Annotated in this window: 15 protein-coding genes and 1 pseudogene; 3 read left to right on the top strand and 13 right to left on the bottom strand. The window is 74.3% G+C overall.

The window, feature by feature from the left end:
* Positions 1 to 146: 146 nt before the first annotated feature.
* From nudC to ACIQZO_RS16415, 5 genes are all read right to left on the bottom strand, one after another.
* The gene (nudC, locus tag ACIQZO_RS16435) at positions 147 to 1,103 is read right to left on the bottom strand and encodes an NAD(+) diphosphatase (protein ID WP_403626225.1); all 957 of its coding nucleotides are present in this window, start codon (positions 1,101 to 1,103) and stop codon (positions 147 to 149) included.
* A 54-nt stretch (positions 1,104 to 1,157) separates the two neighbouring features.
* Complete coding sequence (locus tag ACIQZO_RS16430) at positions 1,158 to 2,588, bottom strand: dipeptidase (RefSeq protein ID WP_403626222.1); 1,431 nt, start codon at positions 2,586 to 2,588, stop codon at positions 1,158 to 1,160.
* A gap of 10 nt (positions 2,589 to 2,598) precedes the next feature.
* On the bottom strand, positions 2,599 to 6,177 hold the full coding sequence (locus ACIQZO_RS16425; protein ID WP_403626220.1) for a UvrD-helicase domain-containing protein: 3,579 nt from the start codon (positions 6,175 to 6,177) through the stop codon (positions 2,599 to 2,601).
* Between the two features lie 105 nt (positions 6,178 to 6,282).
* Positions 6,283 to 9,894, bottom strand: a complete 3,612-nt coding sequence (locus ACIQZO_RS16420) for an ATP-dependent helicase (protein ID WP_403626402.1) — start codon at positions 9,892 to 9,894, stop codon at positions 6,283 to 6,285.
* 207 nt (positions 9,895 to 10,101) lie between these two features.
* Positions 10,102 to 10,452 (bottom strand): MGMT family protein, encoded by a 351-nt coding sequence (locus tag ACIQZO_RS16415; RefSeq protein WP_403626217.1) that lies wholly within the window; start codon positions 10,450 to 10,452, stop codon positions 10,102 to 10,104.
* A 167-nt stretch (positions 10,453 to 10,619) separates the two neighbouring features.
* On the opposite strand from ACIQZO_RS16415, the gene ACIQZO_RS16410 reads away from it, so the two are divergent.
* Positions 10,620 to 13,427: a YbhN family protein gene (locus tag ACIQZO_RS16410; protein ID WP_403626214.1), complete on the top strand. Its 2,808-nt coding sequence runs from the start codon at positions 10,620 to 10,622 to the stop codon at positions 13,425 to 13,427.
* A gap of 137 nt (positions 13,428 to 13,564) precedes the next feature.
* Here ACIQZO_RS16410 and ACIQZO_RS16405 read toward each other — a convergent pair.
* A pseudogene (locus ACIQZO_RS16405) lies at positions 13,565 to 13,678 on the bottom strand (VOC family protein); the annotation flags it as partial.
* 108 nt (positions 13,679 to 13,786) lie between these two features.
* Here ACIQZO_RS16405 and ACIQZO_RS16400 point away from each other — a divergent pair.
* Positions 13,787 to 15,382 carry an alpha/beta hydrolase gene (locus ACIQZO_RS16400; RefSeq protein WP_403626211.1) on the top strand — a complete coding sequence of 532 codons (1,596 nt, stop codon included), beginning with the start codon at positions 13,787 to 13,789 and terminating at the stop codon, positions 15,380 to 15,382.
* Between the two features lie 138 nt (positions 15,383 to 15,520).
* On the opposite strand, the gene moeZ is transcribed toward ACIQZO_RS16400, so the two are convergent.
* The 7 genes from moeZ to ACIQZO_RS16365 form a co-directional block, all read right to left on the bottom strand.
* Positions 15,521 to 16,699, bottom strand: a complete 1,179-nt coding sequence (gene moeZ, locus ACIQZO_RS16395) for an adenylyltransferase/sulfurtransferase MoeZ (protein WP_403626208.1) — start codon at positions 16,697 to 16,699, stop codon at positions 15,521 to 15,523.
* 84 nt (positions 16,700 to 16,783) lie between these two features.
* Positions 16,784 to 17,539, bottom strand: coding sequence for a spherulation-specific family 4 protein (locus tag ACIQZO_RS16390; protein ID WP_403626205.1), 756 nt, complete (start codon positions 17,537 to 17,539; stop codon positions 16,784 to 16,786).
* The gene (locus ACIQZO_RS16385; protein ID WP_403626203.1) at positions 17,527 to 18,537 is read right to left on the bottom strand and encodes an NAD-dependent epimerase/dehydratase; all 1,011 of its coding nucleotides are present in this window, start codon (positions 18,535 to 18,537) and stop codon (positions 17,527 to 17,529) included. Before ACIQZO_RS16385 ends, ACIQZO_RS16390 begins: the two co-directional genes overlap by 13 nt.
* Positions 18,538 to 18,686: 149 nt before the next feature.
* Positions 18,687 to 19,637 carry a hypothetical protein gene (locus tag ACIQZO_RS16380; RefSeq protein ID WP_403626200.1) on the bottom strand — a complete coding sequence of 317 codons (951 nt, stop codon included), beginning with the start codon at positions 19,635 to 19,637 and terminating at the stop codon, positions 18,687 to 18,689.
* Positions 19,634 to 21,244, bottom strand: coding sequence for a DUF3492 domain-containing protein (locus tag ACIQZO_RS16375; RefSeq protein ID WP_403626399.1), 1,611 nt, complete (start codon positions 21,242 to 21,244; stop codon positions 19,634 to 19,636). Before ACIQZO_RS16375 ends, ACIQZO_RS16380 begins: the two co-directional genes overlap by 4 nt.
* Before the next feature lie 394 nt (positions 21,245 to 21,638).
* A complete protein-coding gene (locus ACIQZO_RS16370) occupies positions 21,639 to 23,018 on the bottom strand; it encodes a DUF3152 domain-containing protein (protein ID WP_403626197.1) in 1,380 nt (459 codons plus the stop codon).
* A 5-nt stretch (positions 23,019 to 23,023) separates the two neighbouring features.
* On the bottom strand, positions 23,024 to 24,019 hold the full coding sequence (locus tag ACIQZO_RS16365) for an alpha/beta fold hydrolase (RefSeq protein ID WP_403626194.1): 996 nt from the start codon (positions 24,017 to 24,019) through the stop codon (positions 23,024 to 23,026).
* A 148-nt stretch (positions 24,020 to 24,167) separates the two neighbouring features.
* On the opposite strand from ACIQZO_RS16365, the gene ACIQZO_RS16360 reads away from it, so the two are divergent.
* The gene (locus ACIQZO_RS16360; RefSeq protein ID WP_403626191.1) at positions 24,168 to 24,383 is read left to right on the top strand and encodes a hypothetical protein; all 216 of its coding nucleotides are present in this window, start codon (positions 24,168 to 24,170) and stop codon (positions 24,381 to 24,383) included.
* The last annotated feature ends 25 nt before the right edge of the window (positions 24,384 to 24,408 follow it).

Here is a 24,408-nt window from a genome sequence, read left to right as displayed (position 1 = left end):
GGCCGGGTTAGCCCCCCCGCCCGGGCGGGCCCCCCCCCCCGGGGGGGCCGGGGGGGGGGGGGGGGCCCCGGGGGGGGGCCCCGGGGGGGGCCCCCGGGGGGGGGGGGCCCCCCGGGGTGGCCCCCGACGCGGGGAAGTGACGGAGGTTACGAGGCGGCCTTCGGCAGCGGCTCGCCGTACCAGAGCTCGACCAGCCGGGCGGCGATGGAGATGCCCGACGGGGGCAGCACCTCGCCCGACGCGAACGCCGCGCGCAGCTCCTCGCGGGAGAACCAGCGGGCCTCCTGGATCTCCTCGCCGTCCACCGTGATCTCCGAGGTGGTGGCGCGGGCCGTGAAGCCCAGCATCAGGCTGTACGGGAAGGGCCACGGCTGGCTGGCCACGTACGCGACCTCGCCGACCTTGACGCCCGCCTCCTCCCACACCTCGCGGATGACGGACTGCTCTATCGACTCGCCCGGCTCCACGAACCCCGCGAGGGTGGAGAAACGGCCCTCCGGCCAGTGCACCTGGCGCCCCAGCAGCGCCCGGTCCTGGTCGTCCGTGACCAGCATGATCACGGCCGGGTCCGTGCGCGGGTAGTGCTCGGCGCCGCAGCCCGGGCAGCGGCGGATGTGCCCGGCGGCCGCGACCACCGTGCGCTCGCCGCAGCGCGAGCAGAAGCGGTGCATCCGCTGCCAGTTCTCCAGCGCCACCGCGTGCACCATCAGCCCGGCGTCGCGCGGGGACAGCAGCAGTCCGGCCTCGCGCAGGCCGGCCGGCCGGGCCGACTGGTCCATGCGGCCGGGCAGGGCGTCCTTCTGCAGCGCGAAGTACCGTACGCCGTCCTCGTCGGTGCCCAGGAAGTAGCGGTGGGTCTCGGTGACCGGGGCCTCGAAGGCCGGGGTCATCACGATGCCGCTGCCGCCGTCGGGGGTGTCGTCGATCAGGACCTGGCCCCCGGAGACGACGAACACGCGGGTCGTCGGGTGGCTCCAGGCCGCGGCGAGCCAGGCCTCGTCGAGACGGTGGTGCGCGGCGCGGTCGATCCCGCTGGGCGCGGCGAGCGAAAGAGGGCGCTCGGCGAGAGGGCGCTCGGTATGGGTGCTCACAGGTACTTCCAACTCCCCCGGTGGTGGGACAGGCAGGCTCGGTACGGCAGGTGTGCGCGTCGGGTGTCAGGCGGTGGTGCGGTGGTGGTGATGGGCGGCCAGGTCTCCCCAGAGGTAGGCGGTCGTCTCGACGCCCTTGAGCAGGAGGTCCAGCTCGACCTTCTCGTTCGGTGCGTGCCAGCCGTCGGACGGTACCGAGATGCCGAGGAAGAGGACGGGCGCGTCCAGCACGTCCTGGAGGTCCGCCGCGGGGCCGGAGCCGCCCTCCCGCGTGAAGCGGATCTTCTCGCCGAAGGCGCGGCCCATGGCCCGTACGACCGACTGCAGGGCCGGGTGGTCCAGCGGGGTCAGGCACGGCCGGGTCGGTGCGCCGAAGGTGATGGAGTGGCGGATCCCGTCCGGGACACCGGCCGCGACCCAGTCCCTGACGGCCGCCTCGACCTCGTACGGGTCCTGCCCGGACACCAGGCGGAACGACAGCTTCAGGTGGGCGGAGGCCGGCACGATGGTCTTGCCGCCGGGACCCTGGTAACCGCCGCCGATGCCGTTGACCTCGGCCGTGGGGCGGGCCCAGACGCGCTCCAGGGTGGAGTACCCGGCCTCGCCCGCGGCCGCGTGGGACTTGGCCGTACGCAGCCACTCGGACTCGTCGAAGGGCAGCTCGGCGATGAGCGCGCGCTCCGCGTCCGTGAGTTCGGCGATGTTGTCGTAGAAGCCGGGGATCGTGACGCGTCCGTCGGCGTCGTGCAGGGCCGCGACCAGGCGGGCGGCGGCGGTGGCCGGATTGGGCACGGCCCCGCCGAAGGCGCCGGAGTGGATGTCCTGGTCCGGGCCGTGGAAGTCGATCTCGCAGTCGGCGACGCCGCGCATGCCGGTGCAGACGGTGGGGGTGGTCTCGGACCACATGCCGGTGTCGGAGACGATCACGACGTCGGCGGCGAGCTCGGCGGCGCGGGACTCGACGAGGGCGCGGAAGTGCGGGGAGCCGGACTCCTCCTCGCCCTCGACGATCAGCTTGAGGTGCACGGCGGGAGCGGCGGCGCCGGTGGCCGCCAGGTGCGCCCGTACCCCGAGGGTGTGGAAGAACACCTGGCCCTTGTCGTCGGCGGCGCCGCGCGCGTACATGCGGCCGCCCTGGACCACCGGCTCGAACGGATCGGTGTGCCAGCCGTCGGCGACGGCGGCGGGCTGCACGTCGTGGTGCCCGTACACGAGGACGGTCGGGGCGTCCGGGTCCTCGCTCGGCCAGTGCGCGAACACGGCGGGCGCGCCGGGGCCCGTTTTCGCATCAGAAGGGGTCCACACCTCGGCGACCGGGAAACCGGTCTCCTTGAGCTTGGCCGCCAGCCATTCGGCGCTGCGGCGTACATCGCCCGCGTGCTCGGGCTGGGCCGAGACGGAGGGAATGCGGAGCCACTCGGCGAGGTCGTCGAGGAAGGCGGCGCGGTGGCTGTCGATGTACGTGCGGACGACGCTGTCCGGCGGGGTGTCGCTCATGCCCACGAGCCTAGCCGTCCGCCTGATGGTCGCCGTCCGGGTCCGATTCGCCTTGGAGGATCCGCTCAAGACGGGCCCGGTCCGGGAGGTTGCGGGGGCGGATCACTCGGCCGCTGCGGACGTGCAGGAAGACGGCCGTGACCCGGTCGAGGGGGGTGTCCGTGGCCTCGGCCCAGGCCACGCGGTAGACCGCGAGCTGGAGCGGATCGGCCTCGGTGGTGCGGCCGGTCTTCCAGTCGACGATCTCGTACGAGCCGTCCGGGTTCCTGTAGACGGCGTCGATCCGGCCGCGGACGACCCGGCCGGCGAGGGTGAGCTGGACCGGGGCCTCCATGCGGTGGGGCGGCCGGTCCGCGTACGGGCTGCGCTCGAAGGCGGCCTTGAGGGAGTCGAGGTCGGCCTCGTCGGCGATCTCCTGGTCGGAACCGGCACCGGGCAGGTCCGCGACGGGGTCCAGGACGTCGAGGAACGGCAGCGGCAGCTCGTCGAAGCGGGACTCCACCCAGGCGTGGAACCGGGTGCCCTGGCGGGCGGCGGGCTGCGGGGGGCGGGGCATGGGGCGGGCGAGGTCGCGGACGAAGCCCTGCTCGTCGGCGGCGAGCCGGAGCAGCTGGCTGGCGGACAGGGCGGAGGGCAGCTCGACGTCGCGGACGGCCGCGCGGGCACGGCGGAGCTCGCCCTCCAGGGCGTCGAGGTCGCGGTCCCAGGAGGCGACGGCGCGGGCCTCCTCGGGAACCAGACCGCTTCCGGCGCGGTGGGGGGCGGCCGCCCCCGCGGCGGGGCGGGTCTCCTCGGCCCACAGGTCGGCCTCCGGCCAGAGGTCGTCGTCCGCCGCGGCGGGGGTGGCCGGGGCGGATTCCTCCCCCACCCCGCCCCTTCCCGAAACCGGGGCGCTGCCCCGGGCCGCCCCGTGGGGGACGGCGGGCGGGGCCGTGGGTTCGGCGGGCCAGAGGTCGTCGGCAGAGGCCTGGGCGCCGGGATCAGCGGGCCACGGGTCGTCCGTGGGGGGCGGTTCCCAGGGGTCTTCGGCCGGCCACGGCTCCTCGCAGTCCGGGGGCCAGAGGTAAACGTCCTCCTCCGGGGGCGGGGCCGCCAGGTAGGACTCCACCAGGGCCGCCGCCGCGCGGCGCAGGGTCAGGGAGTGCGGGTCGAGCGGAAGGGGCCAGGAGTGGTCCGGGGTGGAGTCGCCGGACAGCGCCGGATTCTCCGCCGTGGGGTCGGGCTCGTCCGCCCAGGCCTCGATCTCGCCGAATCCGGCCACGCAGTGCTCGTACAGGGCTTCCAGGAACGGCGACGGGCCGCGGCGCTTCTTCTGGCTCGGCCCCCACCAGTGGCCCGAGGCCAGCAGCAGGGAGCGCGGCCGGGTGAAGGTCACGTAGCCGAGGCGGAGCTCCTCCACCGACTTGTGGTGCTTCAGCTCGGCCTTGAAGGACTTCAGGCCCGCCGAGGTCCAGGCCGGATCCGCGGGCAGGGTGGGGGCGTCGCCGCGCAGCGCGTACGGGAGCACCTTCGCGTACGAGGTCCAGGCCTCCGGCGGCTTCTCCTTCGGGAAGGCCCCCGCGCACAGGTCCGGGACCACCACCACGTCCCATTCCAGGCCCTTGGACTTGTGGGCGGTGAGCACCTTGACGGTGTTCTCGCCGCCCGGCAGGGCGTGGTCCAGGCCCTTCTCGTACTGGGCGGCCGTGCGCAGGAACGCCAGGAAGGCCAGCAGCGTGGCCTCGCCGTCCAGGGCGGCGAAACCGGCCGCCACGTCCATGAAGTTCGACAGCGTCTCGCGGCGGCGGGCCGCCAGCGCGTGCGGGGAGGCCGACAGCTCGACCTCCAGGCCGGTGGCGGTCAGCACCCGGTGCAGGACGTCCATCAGCGGGTCCGCGAGGGAGCGCCGCAGGTCGCGCAGTTCCTGGGCGAGGTGCGCGAAGCGGATCCGGGCCTCCGCCGAGAAGGGGAGGTCGTCCGGGGCCTGTCCGGAGCCGTCGAGGAAGGTCTCCAGGGCGTCGGCCAGGGACACGATCTCGGCCGGGTCCACGCCCTCCACGGCCGCCGCGAGCCGCTCGTCCGGGTCGGACCCGGCGGGCGTGCGGCTCACCAGGAGCCGCGCCCGGCGGCCCAGCAGGGCCAGGTCGCGCGCGCCGATCCGCCAGCGCGGGCCGATCAGGAGCCGGACCAGGGAGGCGTTGGCGCCCGGATCCTGGAGGACCTCGCAGACGGCGACGAGGTCGGCGACCTCGGGCAGGTGCAGGAGCCCGGAGAGGCCGACGACCTCCACCGGAACGTCCCGGTCCACCAGCACGGCCTGGATCTGCGCGAAGTCCCCGGCGGAGCGGCACAGTACGGCGATCTCGCGCGGCTCCGTCCCGGTGCGGACCAGGTGGGCGACGGAGTCGGCGAGCCAGTCCAGCTCCTGCGCGTGGGTCTCCAGCAGGGCGCAGCGGACCTGCCCGGAGGCCTCGGCGCCCGGCGCCGGGCGCAGCGCCTCCACGCCCTCGTGCAGGGCGCGCAGCGGGGCGGCGAGGCCGTTGGCCAGGTCCAGCAGGCGGCCGCCGCTGCGCCGGTTCTCGCTGAGGGAGAGCCGGGTGGCGGGGGTCCCGTCGGCGTGCGGGAAGTGCTCCGGGAAGTCGTCGAGGTTGGCTACGGAGGCCCCGCGCCAGCCGTAGATCGCCTGGCAGGGGTCGCCGACGGCGGTCACGGCATGGCCGGAGCCCGCGCCGAAGAGGCCGGACAGCAGCAGTCGCTGCGCGACGGAGGTGTCCTGGTACTCGTCGAGCAGGACCACCCGGAACTCCTGGCGCAGCATCGTCCCCACCTCGGGCCGGGTGGTGGCGAGCCGCGCGGAGAGGGCTATCTGGTCGCTGAAGTCGAAGAGGTCGCGGGAGCGTTTGGCGGCGCGGTAGCGCGCGACCAGTTCCAGCAGCTCGAGGCGGCCGCGCACGGCCTCCGGGACCTTGCGGAGGTCTTCGTTGGTGAGCTTGGTGTCGGCGAGCACACCCAGCAGTTCGGTGTCGTGCAGGCGCAGCCGCTCGGGCTCGACCAGGTGCTCGGAGAGCTCCGCATCGAGTGCGAGGAGGTCGCCGACCAGGTCGGGGACGGACTTGGTGAGCGAGGGGTACGGGCCGGGGGCCTCGCGCAGCACCTTCGCGGCGAGCTGGAAGCGGGTGGCGTCGGCGAGCAGCCGGGAGCTGGGCTCCAGGCCGATGCGCAGGCCGTGGTCCTTCAGGAGCTGGCCGGCGAAGGCGTGGTACGTGGAGATGCGCGGCTCGCCGCCGGCCGCGTCGGCGTCGGCCGGGGAGGGGTCGGGGTCGGTGATGCCGGCCCGGGCCAGGGCCTTGCGTACGCGCTCGGACAGTTCACCGGCGGCCTTGTTGGTGAAGGTCAGGCCGAGCACCTGCTCGGGGGCGACCGCACCGATGCCGACGAGCCAGACCACGCGGGCGGCCATCACGGTGGTCTTGCCGGAGCCCGCGCCGGCGACGACGACCTGTGGGGCGGGCGGGGCGGTGACGCAGGCCATCTGCTCGGGCGTGAAAGGGATCCCGAGAAGCTCCTTGAGCTGCTCAGGGTCGGAGAGGGCGGGCGGACGCGCGGGCACCCGAAAAGGCTAGCCGCCCGCACCGACAACCCCGACCGACCAGCTCGGCCGGCGGCCCTGGCCGGCAGCTCCGTCAGCCCCGGCCGGCGGCCCCGGCAGACGGGCTCACTCGACCGTCTGGCGGCCCTCCGGGCGGGCGCTGCACGAGCTGCGGAAGGAGCAGTGGTCGCAGTGGCGGCCGGCGGCGGGCGCGAACCGCTCGTCCAGGACCCGGCCGGCCGCGGTGGCGAGCAGGTCGCCGACCCACTCCCCGTCCAGCGGCTGCTGGGCCTGGACCTTGGGCACCGCGTCGCCGCCCTCGCGGACGGCAGCGCCCTGGCGGAGCTGGACGAGCTCGGCACCGCCGGGGGCGGGGCGCAGGCCGTCGAAGACCTCGTCGACGGCGCCCTCACGCACGGCCAGCTGGTAGACGGCGAGCTGCGGATGGCGGGCGACCTCGTCCCGGGTCGGCGCGGACTTGCCGGTCTTGAAGTCGACGACGTACGCGCGCCCCTGCGGGTCCGTTTCGACCCGGTCCATGGAGCCCCGGATGCGGACGGCGACGTCACCGGCCTCGAGTGTGACGTCGAACTCGTGCTCCGTGGCGACGGCCGCCCGGCCGCCGCGGTCGGTGGTGTGCCAGCGCAGGAAGCGCTCCAGGGCGGCGCGGGCGTTGTCCTTCTCCTGGCGGGACTTCCAGGGCGCGTCGAAGGCGAGGGCGTCCCACACCGAGTCGAGCCGTTCCATGAGGACGGCCAGGTCGGCGGGGGTACGGCCGGAGGCGACCTCGTCGGCGAGGACGTGGACGACGTTGCCGAAGCCCTGGGCGGCGGTGGAGGGGGTGTCGGCCTTGACCTCGCGGCCGAGGAACCACTGGAGGGAGCAGGTGTTGGCGAGCTGCTCCAGGGCGCTGCCGGACAGGGCCACCGGCCGGTCCCGGTCGCGCAGCGGAACGCTGCTGCGGGTGGGCTCGTACAGGCCCCACCAGCGCTGCGGGTGCGCGGCGGGGACCAGGGGGCGGTCCTCGTCGTCGGTGAGCGCGGCGAGGCGGGCGAGGCGTCGGGCGGCCGCGTCGCGCAGGGCGGGCGAGGCGTCGGGGTCGACGGTGGTGGCGCGCAGCTCGGCGACGAGCGCGGCGACGGCGAGGGGGCGGCGGGGGCGGCCGGTGACGTCGCGCGGGGGGACGCCGAGCTCGGTGAGGAACCGGGAGGGCTGGTCGCCGTCGTCGGCGGGGGCCTTGACGGCGGTGACGACGAGACGGTCGCGGGCTCGGGTGGCGGCGACGTAGAAGAGCCGGCGCTCCTCGGCGAGCAGCGCGCCGGGGGTGAGGGGCTCGGCGAGACCGTCCCGGCCGATGCGGTCGGCCTCCAGGAGGGAGCCGCGGCGGCGGAGGTCGGGCCACAGGCCCTCCTGGACGCCGGCGACGACGACGAGGGACCACTCCAGGCCCTTGGACCGGTGGGCGGTCATCAGCCGGACGGCTTCGGAGCGGGTGGCGCGGGCGGTCAACATGTCGGCGGCGATGTCCTCCGCCTCCAGTTGTTCGAGGAAGTTGAGGGCGCCGCGGCCGCCGGTGCGTTCCTCGGCGCGGGCGGCGGTGTCGAAGAGCGCGCAGACGGCGTCGAGGTCGCGGTCGGCGTTGCGGCCGGCCGCGCCGCCTCGGCGGGCGCTGCGCTCGAGCCGCTGCGGCCAGGGGGTGCCGTCCCAGAGGACCCAGAGGGCCTCCTCGGCGGTGCCGCCGCCCTGGAGCAGCTCGCGGGCCTTGCGCAGGAGCAGGCCGAGGCGCTGCGCTCCGCGGGCGTAGGCGGGGTCGTGCGCGGTGAGCCGCTCGGGCTCGGCGAGGGCGCGGGCGAGCAGTACGTCGGAGGGCGCGGGCACCTTGACGCCCGCGGCGCGCTCCTCCTCACGCAGGGCGCGGCCGAGCCGCCGCAGGTCGGCGGCGTCCATCCCGCCGAGGGGGGAGGCGAGCAGCGTGAGGGCCGCCTCGACGCCGACGCCTCCGGCGGGATCGCCGAAGTCCTCGGGCCCGCCCCCCGCACCCGCTTCGCCTCCGGAGGGCTCCGGCTCCCGCCCACCCGCCCCGTCGACGCGAGCGGGCTCGCCCGGCCGATCGGCTGCGGCGGGGTCGTCGGACGCCTCGGGGCCCTGCCCCTGCCCCGGCCCCGGTTCGCCTGCGGCGGGGTCGGTGGGGGTCTGGGCGCGCTCGCCCGCGGCGGCAGCCGTCACGGGGGCTGCGGCCTCGGCCGCGTCGGCGGACCCGGTGGGGCGCTCCGCGCCCGGCTCGGGAGCGTCGGCCCGGTCCTGCGGACCCGACAGGACGGCGGCCCCGCCCCCGGCGGCCGCCGTCTCCGGGGCGGGCTCGTCCGTGGGGGTGGTTCGGGGCGGGGTGGGCGTTGTGGCCGAGGTGGCTGTGATGCGCAGGGCCGTCAGGAGGGGGGCCACCGCCGGTTCGTGGCGGAGGGGGGTGTCCGTGGCGTCCGTTTCGGTGGGGACTCCGGCCGAGATCAGGGCGCGGCGCATCGCAGGGAGGGTGCGGCCGCCGGCGCGGACCAGGACGGCCATGTCCTGCCAGGGCACGCCGTCCTCCAGGTGGGCCCGGCGCAGGATGTCCGCGATGTTGTCCAGCTCGGCGCCCGCCGTCGGGTACGTGAAGACCTCCACCCGGCCGCCCTCCCGTACCGGTGCGAGGTTCCGGTGGGCGCGGACCGCCTCGGAGGGCAGGCGCGGGAGCGGCATCCGGGTGGTGAGCAGGCGGGTCGCGGCCAGGAGGGCCGCGCCGGAGCGGCGGCCCACGGTCAGGGCCCTGACCCGCGCGCCCGGGAAGGCCGACTCGAAGTCCAGGATGTTGTTGATGTCGGCGCCGCGGAAGGCGTAGATCGACTGGTCGGGGTCGCCGAAGGCGACCAGCGTGCCGCCGGGGCCGGCCAGGGCCCGCAGCAGCCGCAGCTGGGAGGCGTCCGTGTCCTGGTACTCGTCGACGAAGATCACGTCGTACGCGGAGGCGAGGGACGGCGTGCGTTCCGCGAGGAGCACGGCCCGGTGCAGGAGCTCCGCGTAGTCCAGCGTGCCCTGCATGTCCAGGACGTCCAGGTACTCGGAGAGGAAGGCCGCCGCCGCCTTCCAGTCCGGGCGCCCGATGCGGTCGGCGAACGAGGAGAGGGCCTGCGGGCCGAGGCCCAGTTCGCGGGCGCGGGCGAGCACCGCCCGGACCTCGTCGGCGAACCCGCGCGTGGTCAGCGCGGCCCGCAGGTCGTCCGGCCAGCGGATGGAGCGGATCCGGCGCTGGCCCTCCAGGAGCGTGCGGACCATGACGTCCTGCTCGGGGCCGGACAGCAGCCGCAGCGGGTCGGCGAAGAGGTCGGTGTCCTGGTGGGCGCGGACCAGGCCGTAGCAGAAGGAGTGGAAGGTGGTGGCCTGCGGGGCCCGTGCGCCGCCGAGGCGCAGGGCGGCCCGGTCGCGCAGTTCCTCCGCCGCCTTGCGGCTGAAGGTGAGGATGAGGATCCGGGCGGGGTCGGTGCCCGCTTCCACCCGGGCGGTGACGGCCTCGACCAGGGTGGTCGTCTTCCCGGTGCCCGGTCCGGCGAGGACCAGCAGTGGTCCGCCGGTGTGGTCAACCACGGCACGCTGCGCTGCGTCCAGCACAGGGGGATCCACCCGTTCCGGCCCGGTGCGCACGAGGCGGTACGCGTCGGGGGTCCGCGTATGCCGCCGTTCGGTGCGGTCGGAGGAAGAGGTGATCACGTGGGGTGCCGGTCCTGGTGGGTCTGCGGGGTGTGGCGGTGCTGCCGTGACGGCTCGCCCGGAAGCCGAGGCGGAAGCCGAGCCGGAAGCCGAAGGCGCAACGCTACGGCAACCGGCCGACGCCGCGCAGTCCCCCCGGGCACCCCGGACGGATGTTCGGACCGTCGCCCGATCGCCCGCCGGGGCCCCGCATGGCGGAAGCTGTCAGATGTGAGCCTCGTCGCGTGTGCCGTCCTGTCCGGGGGACCCGTCCCAGCGCGCCCGGCGCATGTCCAGCCGCGGCTCGCCGCCCGCCGTCAGGCGCAGTGGCGTGCCTTCGGTCCGGTAGTGCTCCAGGGCGCGCACCTCGTGGTCGGGGAGCGGCAGACCGTCCGCCCGCACCACGCGCCACCAGGGCACGGCTCCCCCGTACAGGGCCATGACACGCCCGACTTGGCGCGGTCCTCCCTCGCCCAGCCATTCGGCGACATCGCCGTACGTCATCACCCGGCCGGGCGCAATACGCTCGACCACCTCCAGCACGCGCTCCGCGTACGCGGGCAGCTCCTCGCTCATTCGGCACATGGTGCAGCACATCGGCGACGCTCCGGCGGAAGTCTCGCTTCCGTACCGGCGCGCACCCTGATGCCCCGCCGGCCCGTCGGTCCGTGCCACCATCTTCCGGGCGGTGACTGGTGATACGTGATCAAGAAGAGACGGAAGTGACGACGAAGGAGCAGGGTGTGAGCCCTCCGGACGGCGCGGCGACGGACGACGGCGCACGCCCTGACGACGGCCCCGCATCCCACCGCGAGCCCGTCCCGGAGCCCCGTCCGGAGCCCCCGCGCGCCGCGGAGGCGGCGGCTGAGGGCAAAGAGACGGCCGAGGGTGAGGAAACGGCCGAGGGCAAGGAGGCCGCCGAGGGCAAGGAGACCCCCGGGGCCGAGGGGCCGCACGGCCACGCCTCCACGGAGGCCGACCGGGTCGAGGTCGACGAACCGCTGCTCGCCGCCCGCGTGCACCGGCCCTCCGACCTCGTACGCCTGCTCGTCGGCATCCTCGGTATCGCCGTCCTCCTCGGCATCGCCGCCTTCGCCCACGGCACCACCGTCGGCCTGGAGGAGGACATCAGCAAGGGCACCGGCCAGGCGCCCGCCCTGTTGATCAAGGTCGCCGCGCTGGTGTCCAGCATCGCGGTGCTGCTGCTGCCCGTCGCCTTCGCCATCGAACGGCTGATCAAACGCGACGGGCTGCGCATCGCCGACGGCGTGCTCGCCGCCGTCCTCGCGCACGGCGTGACCCTCGCCACCGACCTGTGGGTCTCGCAGGCCGCCCCCGGCACCATCCAGGACGCCCTCACCCGCCCCGCGGCCGGCGGGACCCTCACCGACCCGGTGCACGGCTACCTGGCACCCGTCATCGCCTACATGACCGCGGTCGGCATGACCCGCAGACCTCACTGGCGCGTCGCGCTGTGGGTGGTGCTGCTGCTCAACGCCCTGGCCATGCTCGTCAACGGGTACACCACCCCCTTCTCGATCATCCTGACCGTGCTGATCGGCTGGAGCGTCGCCTACGGCACCCTGTACGCCGTCGGCTCGCCCAACGTGCGCCCCACCGGGCAGCACCTCCTCGCGGGCCTGCGCCGGGTCGGCTTCCAGCCGGTCAGCGCGATGCGCGCCGAGCTGCCCGAGGGCCCCGAGCCCTCCGAGGCCAACGACCGGGGGCGCCGCTACCACGTGACCCTGGAGGACGGGCCGCCGCTCGACGTCACCATCGTCGACCGCGAGCAGCAGGCCCACGGCTACTTCTACCGGGTCTGGCGCCGGCTCACCCTGCGCGGCATCACCACGGGGCGCAGCCTGCAGTCACTGCGCCAGGCGCTGGAGCAGGAGGCGCTGCTCGCCTACGCCGCCATCGCGGCCGGGGCGAACGCGCCGAAGCTGATCGCCACCTCCGAGCTCGGCCCCGACGCGGTGATGCTCGTCTACGAGCACCTGGACGTCCGGACCCTCGACGCGCTCCCCGACGAGGAGATCACCGACGAGCTGATCCACAGCACGTGGAAGCAGGTGCGGGCCCTGCAGTCGCGGCGGATCGCGCACCGGCGGCTCACCGGTGACGCCCTCGTGGTGGATCGTTTTGGCAATGTCATCCTCACCGACCTGCGCGGCGGTGAGATCGCCGCGGGCGACCTGGTCCTGCGCATGGACATCGCCCAGCTGCTGACCACGATCGGCCTGCGGGTCGGCGCGGAGCGGGCGGTGGCCTCGGCCGTGTCGGTGCTCGGCCCGGACGCGGTGGCGGACTGCCTGCCGCTGCTCCAGCCGATCGCGCTGAGCCGTTCCACCCGGGCGACGCTGCGCAAGCTGGCCCGGGAGCGGGCCGAGCGGCAGCGGGAGGCCGTACTGGAGTCCTCGCGGGCGGCGAAGGCCGCGCGCGAGGCGGAGTCGGCGGCCTCCGCGACCCCGGTCTCCGCCTCGGCCGCCGCCGACCGCAAGGCCGAGAAGAAGGCCCTGGAGGACGCGCTGGACGGGGCCCGCGAGGAGGATCTGCTGACCCAGATCCGCCACCAGGTGCTGCTGATCCGCCCGCAGGCGCCGGTGGAGCCGGCCCGGCTGGAGCGGATCCGGCCGCGCACGCTGGTCTCGTTCATCGCGGGCGCGTTCGGTGCGTACTTCCTGCTCACGCAGCTGGCCCACGTGGACTTCGCGACCGTCATCGGCCAGGCGGAGTGGGGCTGGGTCGGGGCGGCGCTCGCCTTCTCGGCGCTGACGTACTTCGCGGCCGCGATGAGCCTGCTGGGCTTCGTGCCGGAGCGGGTGTCGTTCCTGCGGACCGTGGTCGCGCAGGTGGCGGGGTCGTTCGTGAAGCTGGTGGCCCCGGCGGCCGTCGGCGGTGTCGCGCTGAACACGCGGTTCCTGCAGCGGGCGGGGGTCCGGCCGGGGCTGGCCGTCGCGAGCGTGGGTGCCTCCCAGCTGTTCGGGCTGGCCAGCCATATCGTGCTGCTGCTGTCCTTCGGCTATCTGACCGGAACCGAGAAGACCCCGGAGATGACCCCTTCGCGGGCGGTCATCGCGGGCCTGCTGACGGTGGCCGTACTGGTGCTGGTGGTGACGGCGGTCCCGTTCATGCGGAAGTTCGTGGTGACGCGGGTACGGGCGCTGTTCGCGGGCGTGGTGCCGCGCATGCTGGACGTGCTCCAGCGGCCGAAGAAGCTGATGACCGGCATCGGCGGGATGCTGCTGCTGACGGGCTGCTTCGTGATGTGCCTGGACGCGTCGATCCGCGCGTTCGGGGGCGGCGAGGCCATCAGCTACGCGAGCATCGCGGTGGTGTTCCTGGCGGGCAACGCGCTGGGGTCGGCGGCGCCGACGCCGGGCGGTATGGGCGCGGTGGAGACCACGCTGACCCTCGGGCTGATCGCGGCGGGGCTGGAGAAGGAGGTCGCGATCTCGGCGGTGCTGCTGTTCCGCCTGATGACCTTCTGGCTGCCGGTGCTGCCGGGGTGGATCTCGTTCAACTTCCTGACCCGCAAGGAAGCCATCTAGCCTCCGGCCCGGTCTGCGGCTCCGGCCCGGTCTGCGGCTCCGGCTCCGGCTCCGGCTCCGGCTCCGGCCGGGCGCGTACCGTGCCGGTGCCCAGGCGCTCGGTCTCGTGCGCGGGCTCCCCGCTACCGGGGCTTCTGTACGGAGAACTCGTTGCCGCCGGGATCGGCGAGCACCACATGCCCTTCTTCCGGGAGCTGTCCCACATCGATGCGCTTCCCGCCGCACTCCGGTGCTCTGGCCACCGTCCGCCGTTTGCGTCGTGCGGGAGCGCCGGCCCCGGTGGGCCGGAGGCCCCGGGGCCGCCCCCCGTTCGGGTCAGCGCGCGGGCGGGGTCGCTGCGGGGCGCACAGGATGGGGACATGCCGACACACGCCTGGCGGGTCACCGCCGCCGCCGCGCTCGCTGCCGGGCTGCTCACCACGGCCGCCTGCTCCGACGACGGCGACGGGAAGAAGACGACGGCCGACGGCACCCCGGAGGTCAAGCCCCTGAAATGGGGTGACTGCGAGGCGCCGACCGCCGCCCAGGGCGGCGGCCAGGCCCCGCCGAAGGACTGGCAGTGCGCCACCCTCGACGTCCCGCTCGACTACGCGAAGCCCGAGGGCGAGACGATCCCGATCGCCCTGATCCGGGCCCAGGCACGCGACCAGAAGAACCGGCTGGGCTCGCTGGTCTTCAACTTCGGCGGCCCCGGCGGCTCCGGGATCAGTACGCTGCCGGGCGCCGCGAAGGAGTACGAGGCCCTGCGCGCCCGCTACGACCTGGTCAGCTTCGACCCCCGCGGGGTGGGCGGCAGCGACCCGGTCCTGTGCGAGAACGACAAGCAGTTGGACCAGTACTACTCCGAGGACTCCTCTCCCGAGACCCCGGAGGAGGAGAAGGCCTTCATCGAGAACATCCGGCAGTACCAGGAGGCCTGCGAGAAGAACTCCGACAAGCTGCTGCCCCACGTCGGCACCGAGAACGCCGCCCGCGACCTGGACCGCATCCGCCAGGCCCTCGGCGACGAGAAGCTCAACTACTTCGGCATCTCCTACGGCACGGAGCTCGGCGGGGTCTACGCCCACCTGTTCCCCAAGAACGTCGGCCGGGCCGTCTTCGACGCCGTCGTGGACCCGACGAAGACCGCCGAGGAGAGCGCCCTGGGCCAGGCGAAGGGCTTCCAGCTCGCGCTCGGCAACTTCGCCCAGGACTGCGTGGACCGCGGCGACGAGTGCCGGCTCCAGGGCAGCACGCCCAAGGAGATCGAGGACAACATCATCAAGCTGCAGAAGGCCCTGGCCGTCAAGCCGATCCCGGGCATCGGGGGCCGGATGCTCAGCGAGACCCAGGCGACCAACGGCATCGCGCAGGCCCTGTACTCCAAGGAGCTGTGGCCGCTGCTGGAGCAGGGTCTCGACGAGGCGGAGGGCGGTCAGGGGCAGCTCCTCATGGCTCTGTCCGACGCGCTCAACGGCCGTGATCAGCAGGGGCGTTACAGCAACATCGGCGCGGCCAACACCGCCGTCAACTGCGTGGACGACAAGGAGCGCTACACCCTGGAGCAGACGAAGGCCAAGCTGGCGACGTTCCGCGCCGCCTCGCCGGTCTTCGGGGACCTCCTCGGCTGGGCCATGATGTCCTGCACCGGCTGGCCGGTCGCCGGCACCTGGGAGACCCCCGACGTCTCCGCGCCGGGGTCCGACCCGATCCTGGTGATCGGCAACACCGGTGACCCGGCCACTCCGTACGAGGGCGCCCGCAAGATGGTGGAGCGGCTCGGCCCGGGCGTGGGCGTGGAGCTCACCTACAGGGGCGAGGGGCACGGCGCGTACAACAGCGGCGACCCGTGCGTGCAGAAGGCGGTCAACACCTACCTGCTGGACGGGAAGACGCCGGCCGAGGGCACCGTCTGCACCGCGGCCGCCGACCCGACGGCCCCGCCCGAGACTCCGGAGTCGCCGTCGGCCGTCTGATCCGGGTCGGGTCGCGCTCCGGGTCGGGTCGGGTCGCGGTCAGGTCAGGTCCGCGGAACGCACGCCGAAGGGGCCGCACCACGCGATCGGGTTACGGCCCCTTCGGGCTGTGCTGGTGGACCGGCCCGGCGGACCGGCCTAGTAGACCGGCTTCTCGGGCTCGATCTGGTGGACCCAGCCGATGACGCCGCCGCCGACGTGCACCGCGTCCGCGAAGCCCGCGGACTTCAGGACCGCGAGGACTTCCGCACTGCGGACACCCGTCTTGCAGTGCAGGACGATGCGCTTGTCCTGCGGCAGGTCCTGGAGGGCGGTGCCCATCAGGAACTCGCCCTTGGGGATCAGCTTCGCGCCGGGGATCGAGACGATCTCGTACTCGTTGATCTCGCGAACGTCGATGATCTCGATGGGCTCGTCGGTGTCGATCCACTCCTTGAGCCGCTTGGGAGTGATCGTCGAACCGGCGGCCGCCTCCTGGGCCTCCTCCGACACGACGCCGCAGAAGGCCTCGTAGTCGATGAGCTCGGTGACGGTCGCGTTCGGACCGCAGACCGCGCAGTCGGGGTCCTTGCGGACCTTGACCTGGCGGTACTGCATCTCCAGGGCGTCGTAGATCATCAGGCGGCCGACCAGCGGGTCGCCGACACCCGTGAGGACCTTGATGGCCTCGGTGACCTGGATGGACCCGATGGACGCGCAGAGCACGCCCAGTACGCCGCCCTCGGCGCAGCTCGGGACCATGCCCGGCGGCGGGGGCTCCGGGTAGAGGCAGCGGTAGCACGGGCCGTGCTCGGACCAGAAGACCGAGGCCTGGCCGTCGAAGCGGTAGATCGAGCCCCACACGTACGGCTTGTTCAGCAGCACGCAGGCGTCGTTCACGAGGTAGCGCGTGGCGAAGTTGTCCGTGCCGTCGACGATGAGGTCGTACTGGCTGAAGATCTCCATCACGTTCTCGGCCTCGAGCCGCTCTTCGTGAAGGACCACATTCACGTACGGGTTGATGCCCAGCACGCTGTCACGGGCCGACTGGGCCTTGGAACGGCCGATGTCCGCCTGACTGTGGATGATCTGGCGCTGCAGGTTCGACTCGTCGACCTCGTCGAACTCCACGATGCCCAGCGTGCCGACGCCGGCCGCGGCGAGGTACATGAGGGCGGGCGAGCCGAGACCGCCGGCACCCACGGCCAGCACCTTGGCGTTCTTCAGGCGCTTCTGACCGTCCATCCCGACGTCCGGGATGATCAGGTGCCGCGAATACCGACGGACCTCGTCAACGGTGAGCTCAGCTGCTGGCTCGACCAGCGGTGGCAGCGACACAGGCACTCCGGAGGTGGGAGCATCCCCGCAGGTGCAGGGAGCGAACTGACGGTTGTTCTCTCCGTAACACTGCCACGCCCGTCTTCATTCCAAGACACCTGTCCCGACCCGTGAGACGATTTCGTCCCAGTACGCGGGCATGGAGGCCCACGGGTCGCCGCCGCGCACCCCGAGCCGGTCGGTGAACCAGATCGTGCCCGCTCCCTGCCAGCGGGCGACCCGCATCGCCTCCTCCAGATGCGGGCGCGGCACTCCGTGGACAAGGTGGCAGAACCGCTCCGCCGGATGGTCCGCCGTCCACTCCGCGACCTGCGACCAGCGGTAGTCGGCCCAGGACCCGGAGAAGGTGACCAGCTGGTCGGCGACCTCCGCATAGCCCTCGTAGGGGTGCGTGCCGTGCCCGAGCACGATCCGCAGGTCCCCGCCCAGGCTGCGCAGGGTGTCGACGACCCGGCACACCGAGGCCAGGTCCGCCCGGTCGGCCGGCGCCGCCGCGAGGTAGAAGCCGCCGACCCCGTACCAGTCGCGGAAGCGGTGCGCGTCGGAGATCAGCTCCCCGAAGGACCGGGACCCGTCCCGCATCGCGAGATGGCCGAGCACGGTGCCGCCCCCGCGCCGCAACTTCGCGGCCGCCTCCGTGCAGTGCGGGTCGGGCCGACCGCCCGGGCCGTCCGCCACGTTGAGCACGGCCCAGTGCAGCGGGGTGCCGGGGCGGGTCAGCTCGGCCCACTCGACGGGGGCGAGCAGCGGGTGCGCGTAGCCCGGGATGCCGAGGCCGAGGCGGCCGGCCTCGGTCGCGGAGGCGGTCATGGACCCCGGCGGCGTCGTCAGATGCGGCACGCCGCCTCCATCCAGATGTCCGCGAGGGATTCCTCCAGGTTGATCCGGGGCCGCCAGCCGAGCCGGTCCCGGGCGGTACGGACATCCGCCTGCTGCCAGGCTCCGCAGCCGTCCGGGTAGGGATACGGCTGGGGCGCCGCCGCGGCGATCTGCTCGGCGGTGGCTTCGGAGCGGGGCGAGCCGATGGTGGCGAGTCCGGCCGGGCGGCCGGGGTGCCCGTGCGCCTGCTGGGGTCCGCCGTGCGGGACGTCCAGCTCGTGCAGCGCGCCCCCGTACCCGGCGACCCGGGCCAGCACCCCGGCCGCGTCGCGCAGCCGGACCGCGCGGCCGGTGCCGATGTTGACCACGCCCTGTGCGGCGGACAGGGAGGCGGCGTGCACGGCCCGCGCCACGTCCCGTACGTCGACGAAGTCGCGCTGCACTCCGAGCCCGCTGAGCTTCAGCTCGCCGTCGCCCGCCTGCATCGCGCGACGCATCGCCTCGGCGAGGCGGCCGAGCGGGGATCCGGCGGGGGTGCCGGGGCCGACGGGCGAGAAGATGCGCAGGACGACGGCGTCCAGTCCGGAACCGAGGACCAGTTCGGTGGCGGCGAGCTTGCTCACCCCGTACGGCCCACCGGGTCTCGGCACGGCGTCCTCGGCCGTGGACGATCCGGGCTGGCTGGGCCCGTACTCGGCGGCGCAGCCGAGCTGCACCAGCCGGGCCCCGCAGCCGCTGCGGCGCAGCGACTCGCAGATCGTCGCGACGGCGACGGTGTTGTGCCGGGTGAGATCCCGGGCCCCGCCCCGGGTGGCTCCGGCGCAGTTGATGACGACGCCCGGGTGGACGGCGTCGAGGAAGCGGGTGAGCGCGCCGGGGCTGCCGGTGGCGAGGTCGAAGCGGACGTCGGCGTCGTCGCCGCGGCCGAGCGCGGTGAGCTGGACGGCGGGGTCGGCGAGCAGCCGGTCGGCGACGTAGCGGCCGAGGTATCCGTTGGCTCCGATCAGCAGCACCCTCATCGCGTGACCCCTTGGTTGGTTGGCTGGCCGGTCATGTCTGTTTCTCCTTGCGGATGGGTGGACGGACGGGTGGACGGACGGGTGGGGCGGGGTACGGGTAAAGCGCCTCGGCGTCGGCTCCGAAGGTCTGTGGGGACGTCCCGGGGACGTCAGGGCCGCGCGTGCGCGGACGCGCGGGACAGGGCGAGCACGGCGTGTACGAGAAGTCCTGCCGCGGCGGCGAGCACCGCCGCCGGGGAGGGGACCAGGGCGAGGGCGAGGGCGGCGCCGACGGGCGCGCGGTGGGCTCCGTGCCGGAGCAGGAGCCGGGTCAGGAGGAACAGCAGGGCGAGCGGTACCGCCACCGGGAGCGGTGTTCCGGCGAGTACGGCGGCCCCGGCGGCGGCCGCGGTGAACAGCGCGACGACCCCCACCAGCAGCGGGCGGACCCGGTCCGCGAACTCCTCCAGGGCGCGGCTCCCGTCGAGCCGGGCCCGCGCCCCGGCGGCGAAGGCGACGGCGGCCAGGTGCCCGGGGACGACGGCCAACGCGAGGCCGACCGCGAGGGCGGTGCCGTGCCGGTGGACGGCCCACCCGGCGACGGCGGCGGCCAGCAGGTGCGCCGCGTACGGGAACCGGCCCCCGGCGGCCCGCCCGGGCCACACCAGGGCGGCGGCGACGGCGACCGCGGCGGCGGCCCCGGCCCATGACTGCCCGGCGGCGGCCGCGGCGCAGGCGAGGGCGGCGGGCAGCAGCGCGTAGCCGAACCCCCGGAAGGCGGCGGGTCCCGCCGGCACCACGGTGCGCGCGGCGGCGGAGACCTCCTCGTGGGAGCTGCGCGCGTACAGCTCCTCGGCGAGCGAGAAGACGTCCCGGTGGCGGAACCGCGCGGCGGTGCGGTCGGTGATGCCGTGGGCCTCCAGCCCCGCGGCGATCTCCAGCGGGTCCACGGCCCGCTCGCAGAGCTCCCGGTGACGGTGCAGCAGGGTCTTGACGGGATCCCCGGCGGCCCGGCGCCGCGCCGGCCTCGCGGCCGCCTCGCCGGGGGCCGGCCCGGCCTCGGCGCATTCGGCCCCGACGGCGTTCGGCGGCGTCGCGATCTCGGGGTCGACGGTGGTCATACGGCGGCCTCCGAGGGCGAGTCCGGCAGGGGCTCGGCCCACGTCGGGCTGGTCCAGTGGCCGGGCACCCGGGCCTCCGGGGGCCGCGCGAAGGGGATCTCGCCGTCGGGCCGTTCGGAGCCCTTGGCCAGCACCCGCAGGTAGATGTCCTCGAAGGCGGCCACGTTCTGCTCGACGGTGAAGAGCTCAAGAGCCCGCGCCCGGGCCGCGGCGCCGAGCCGCTGCGCCCGTTCGGGGTCCCGCAGCAGGGACAGGCAGGCCTCGGCGAGGGCCCGGGGGTTGCGCGGCGGGACGACGAGTCCGGTGCCCCCGATGACCTCGCACACCGCGCCCACGTCGGTGGAGACGGTGGCGCGCCCGCAGAGCATCGCCTCGGCGAGGGTCACGGGGAAGCCCTCGATCACGGAGGACAGCACGACGACGCGCCCGGCGCCGTACGCCTCGGCCGAGGTGGGGGCGTCGGGTCCGCCGATCTCCTCGAAGGTGACCGGGTTCTCCCCGACGGTGACCGAGTCGGCGGCCTCGTCCGGGAAGAGCTGGGCGGCCAGGGAACGGCAGTCGGCGAGGTATCCGGGGGCCGCGGCCGTGGCGAAGATCCGCAGCCGGGTGCCGGGGGCGGCCCGGCGGACCTCGGCGAAGGCGTGCAGCAGGGCGATGAGGTCCTTGGCCGGCTCCATCCGGCCGACCCACACCAGCGTGTCGGGGTCCCCGCAGTCCGATGCCTCGCCGACGGTGGCGAATCGGTCCGCCTCCATCCCGGGGTAGACGGTCCGCAGCCGCTCCCGGGTGGCCCCGCACCGCTCCTGCCAGCGCCGGGCGTGGGCGTTGCCGGGGGTCAGGAAGTCGGCCCGGGTGTAGATCTCGGTGGCCAGCCGCAGGTGGAAGGCCGCGAGCAGGGCCCGTACGGCGGGGCGGGTCTCCGGCTCGCCGCCGGTGGCGAGCCGGGTCAGGTAGTGGGCCCGGAGCTGGACCCCGTACTCGGTGACCAGCAGCGGGACCCCGAAGAAGCGTTTGGCCAGGAGTCCGGGGATCGCCGCCACGCCGCCCGCGGCCGCGTGGCAGATGTCGGCCTCGCCGAGGCCGCCCGGCTCCTCGTACCAGTCGAGGGACAACGGCCGCAGCATGACCTCCAGTTCGTCCACGAACTCCAGCAGGTCGCTCACCTGGGCCGTCGCCACGGTGCGGGCCGCGCCCGGGGCCCGGCAGGCGGACTCCAGGGCCCGCACCGCGGACTCGGAGCGCAGGGCCGCGTACATCCCGCCCTGTGCGCGGGCGAGTTCGGCGAGCCCGTACAGCCCGGCGGCGAAGGGCTGCGGCTCTCCGGAGCAGATCCCGTCGACCAGCTCCCTGAAGCAGTCGACGAACCGCCGGCGCTCGCGCCGGGAGTAGGTCCGCCCGTCGTCGGCGGGAGCCCACAGGGGGGCCGTCCGGACCCGCGTGACGTGCTCGGGCAGTGGCACCCGGGCGCGTTCCTGCTCGGCGCTGCGGCTCAGTGCGTAGATCTCGAACTCGTGCTGCGGGAGCCCGCGCACGAGCCGGTCGCACCACAGCCTCGCCTCTCCCGTCGCATACGGATAACCACCTTCGGTGAGCAGTCCGATCCGCACGAGTGCCACCCCCGATCTCCCGTTCAGGCGGTCGCCGTTCGGTCGGGCGACCCGCTGCGGGAGAACTCAAGCGGATATGCCGAAGGCGCGACGGACGGTTGTCCGTCGCGCCACCGGAAGGGGTGAAGAGTCGTAACTTTCCCGTACGGTTCGCGTTCGAGCACGCTAGAAGTACAGCCTCGGAGACGGCTGCCGAGGGCTCGGGCGAAGACCTCCTGCCGTGACCTGCGGCGGCACGCGGCGAGCCCCGGATCGAGTGCCGGTACGGCGGCCGGCAGCCGGCGCTCGCGGTCATGGTGTGGTGGTGCGGCATGCGCAGAGCGATGGCCGACGATCGGACGTGTTGTCCACGCGGATCCCCGCCCGGCCGACGGGCGGGGCCGCTCGCGCGGGATCAACCGCCGGGGAAAACCCAGGGGTTGGGCTTGCACTCGATGCCGTTGATGTTCAGGGACTTGGTCTGCTGCTGCATGATCGGCGCGAACGCGCCCGGCGTCCGGCAGTTCACGTGGTCGTGTCCGAGCCGGTGTCCGACCTCGTGGTTGATGAGCATCTGCCGGTAGGCGAACATCTGGTCCGGCCCGTACGTGGCGGAGCCCTGCGCCCAGCGGAACGCGTTGATCATCACCCGCTCGGTGCGCGCGGAGTCGCAGGAGACGTTCTCTTCGGTGGTGTCCAGTCCGGACTTGGCGCACCACACACCGGTGGTCCCCGGGCTGGCGAGGGTGATCACGAAGTCCGCCTCGCCGCCCGGCACCCGTTCGAAGGTCCTGCTGCCCCCGTGGCCCCAGCTGCGGTCGTCGTTCAGGGTGCGGTGGACGGCCTCGGCGAAGAGCTGCGCGTCCAGGCCGAGGCCCTGTTCGACGTCGACCCGGTAGCGCACCAGCTTGCCCTTGCCGGGTGCCTTGGCCAGGCCGGGCACGGTGTCGAAGGTCCCGGAGCCCGCGAGCTTCGCGTCGAGCGGCAGCTGGAGCGCCATCTGCTGCTCGTACGTCAGCTCCGGTGCGGGCGCGTTCGCGGACGGCGCCGCGGGCGCGGCCGCCTGCGGCGGCGTCGGGCGGTCGTCCGAGCGGGAGGCGCCCTCGTCGGCCCGGCCGGTGCCGGCGGCGGCCTGCGCGCCGGTGCGGACGCCGTCCCCGTCGTTGAGCACCTGGCCCGCGACGACGACGGCGAGCACGGTGGTGACGGCCGCGGCGGCCATACCGGTGTACGTACGGACCTTCAGCCCGCGGGCCGGGCCGGGCGCGTCCTCGGCGGGAGCGTCGGCGTCCGCGGGGACGACCGGATCGACGGGCTTGCGCGGCCCGGGTACCCGGCGGTGCGATCCCGTGGAGGTGACGGGGTCGAGGTCGAAGTCGTGCGCAGGTACGGGAGCGGGGGCGCCCGGAGGCGTCAGGGTGACCTGCGGGAAGCCCACCGCGGGCGTGCCGAAGGCCGGGGTGTCGCAGTCCAGGAGGGCGGCGGGGGCCGCCGCGGACCGCTCGGTGGCGGTGGCGCCGTGCGGGCGCCGCACCCCGTGCCAGTCCCCGTAGACGGAGTCGGGGCGGGCCCCCCAGGCGCCGCCGGACTCGTGCTGCTCGGGGTGTCCGCCGCTCCGCGCGTCGGCGAAGGACCGGTCCTGCGACACGTACCCCTGGTGGGTGACGGTCGGCTCGGGCCAGTACCCGGCGGGCGGCTCCTCGTAGGGCAGCGGCGCGGGCTCGGGCTCCGGCCGGGGCGGAGCCGGGGCGGGTGCGGGTGCCGGACCGGAGGCCTTGCGACTATGTCGTCCCACGGTCCTCAGCCTCTGCCGTCTTCGGTATCTCGGTCACTCTCGCCCGTTCCGGTGTCGCTCAGCAGCTCCCGGAAGGCGGCGGCCACCACCTCGGGGTACTCCATCATCGCCACGTGTCCGGCCTCGGGCAGACACAGCAGCCGCGAACCGCGGAAGGCCGCGGCCGCCCTGTGCGCCATACGGTACGAGACCAGCTGGTCCCGGCCACCGTAGACCAGCAGGGTGGGTGCAAGAACCCGCTGTGCCTGCCGCCACAGTCCGTGCTGGCCACCGAGGGTGTAGGCGTCGACGATGCCGCGCGAGGAGCGGGTCATCGCCTCCCAGAAGTACGGCAGGGCCATCCGCCGCTCCATCTCCTCCACGGCGTTGCGGAATCCCTCGGGCGTCACCCGGGAAGGGTCTCCGTAGCAGAGCTCCGTCACTCCCCGGGTGCGCTGCTCGGCGCCGATCCCCTGCATCATCCGGTTGAAGAGCGCGGCCACCCCGGGGACGGCCAGCAGCGCGGTCGGCACGGCCGACTTCTGCACGCGCAGCTCGGGCAGGGCGGGCGAGACCAGGGTCAGGGTGCGCACGAGATCGGGCCGGACGGCCGCGACGCGGGTGGAGACGGCTCCGCCGAGGGAGTTCCCGAACAGGTGGACCGGGCCGCGCCCGGCGGCGTCGAGGTGCCGGATGACGACGCGGGCGAAGGAGGTGACGGAGTAGTCCCGGTCGGCCGGTGGTGGGGACCAGCCGAAGCCCGGCAGGTCCACGGCTTCGCCGTCGACGGTGCCGGCGAGCTGCGCCATCAGGTCGGACCAGTTCTGCGAGGAACCGCCGAGTCCGTGCACGAACAGAGCGGGTGGCAGTCCCGTACGCAGGGGCGGGCGGACCCGGACGGCCAGCTCCAGTCCGGGCAGCGCCGCGGTGCGCAGCTGCTCCCCCTCGGCCAGCCGGGCGGCTCCCACCAGGGAGGACACCTCGGCGGTGGAGCGTACGCCCGGCAGCTCGGTCGAAGACATGCGGGCAATGTTACGAGACGATCACGCTCCTCTTCTTGTGTTCGCCGTCACAGACGCCGGCCGACCGGAAGAAGTACTGATCCGTATAGCGGTGCATCCGCGATCCTCCTAGGCTCGTAAGTGAGCACAAGGAAGCGAGGGGAGCGGCATGACTGTCGACCCTGCGGAGCCGGACACCTTCCGGGAGCGGATTCCGGAAACCCTCGATCCTGAGGCGCCCGAGGCGGATGTGGCGGAGCAGCTGGCCGATCTCCGGCCGGACCAGGACGACCCGGTCACCGCGGGCGCGGCGGGCGAGGCCACGGACGGCGATGCCGTCGAGCAGGCGCGGGTGGTGCCGCTGGACGAGGACGACTACCGCTGACCCCGGCGGACCGGGCACCGGCCGG

This window comes from Streptomyces sp. NPDC097617 (genome assembly GCF_044761485.1).
GTDB lineage: Bacteria > Actinomycetota > Actinomycetes > Streptomycetales > Streptomycetaceae > Streptomyces.
Note: the sequence above shows the minus strand (reverse complement) of the source record. Positions and strands in the feature narration are given on the sequence as shown.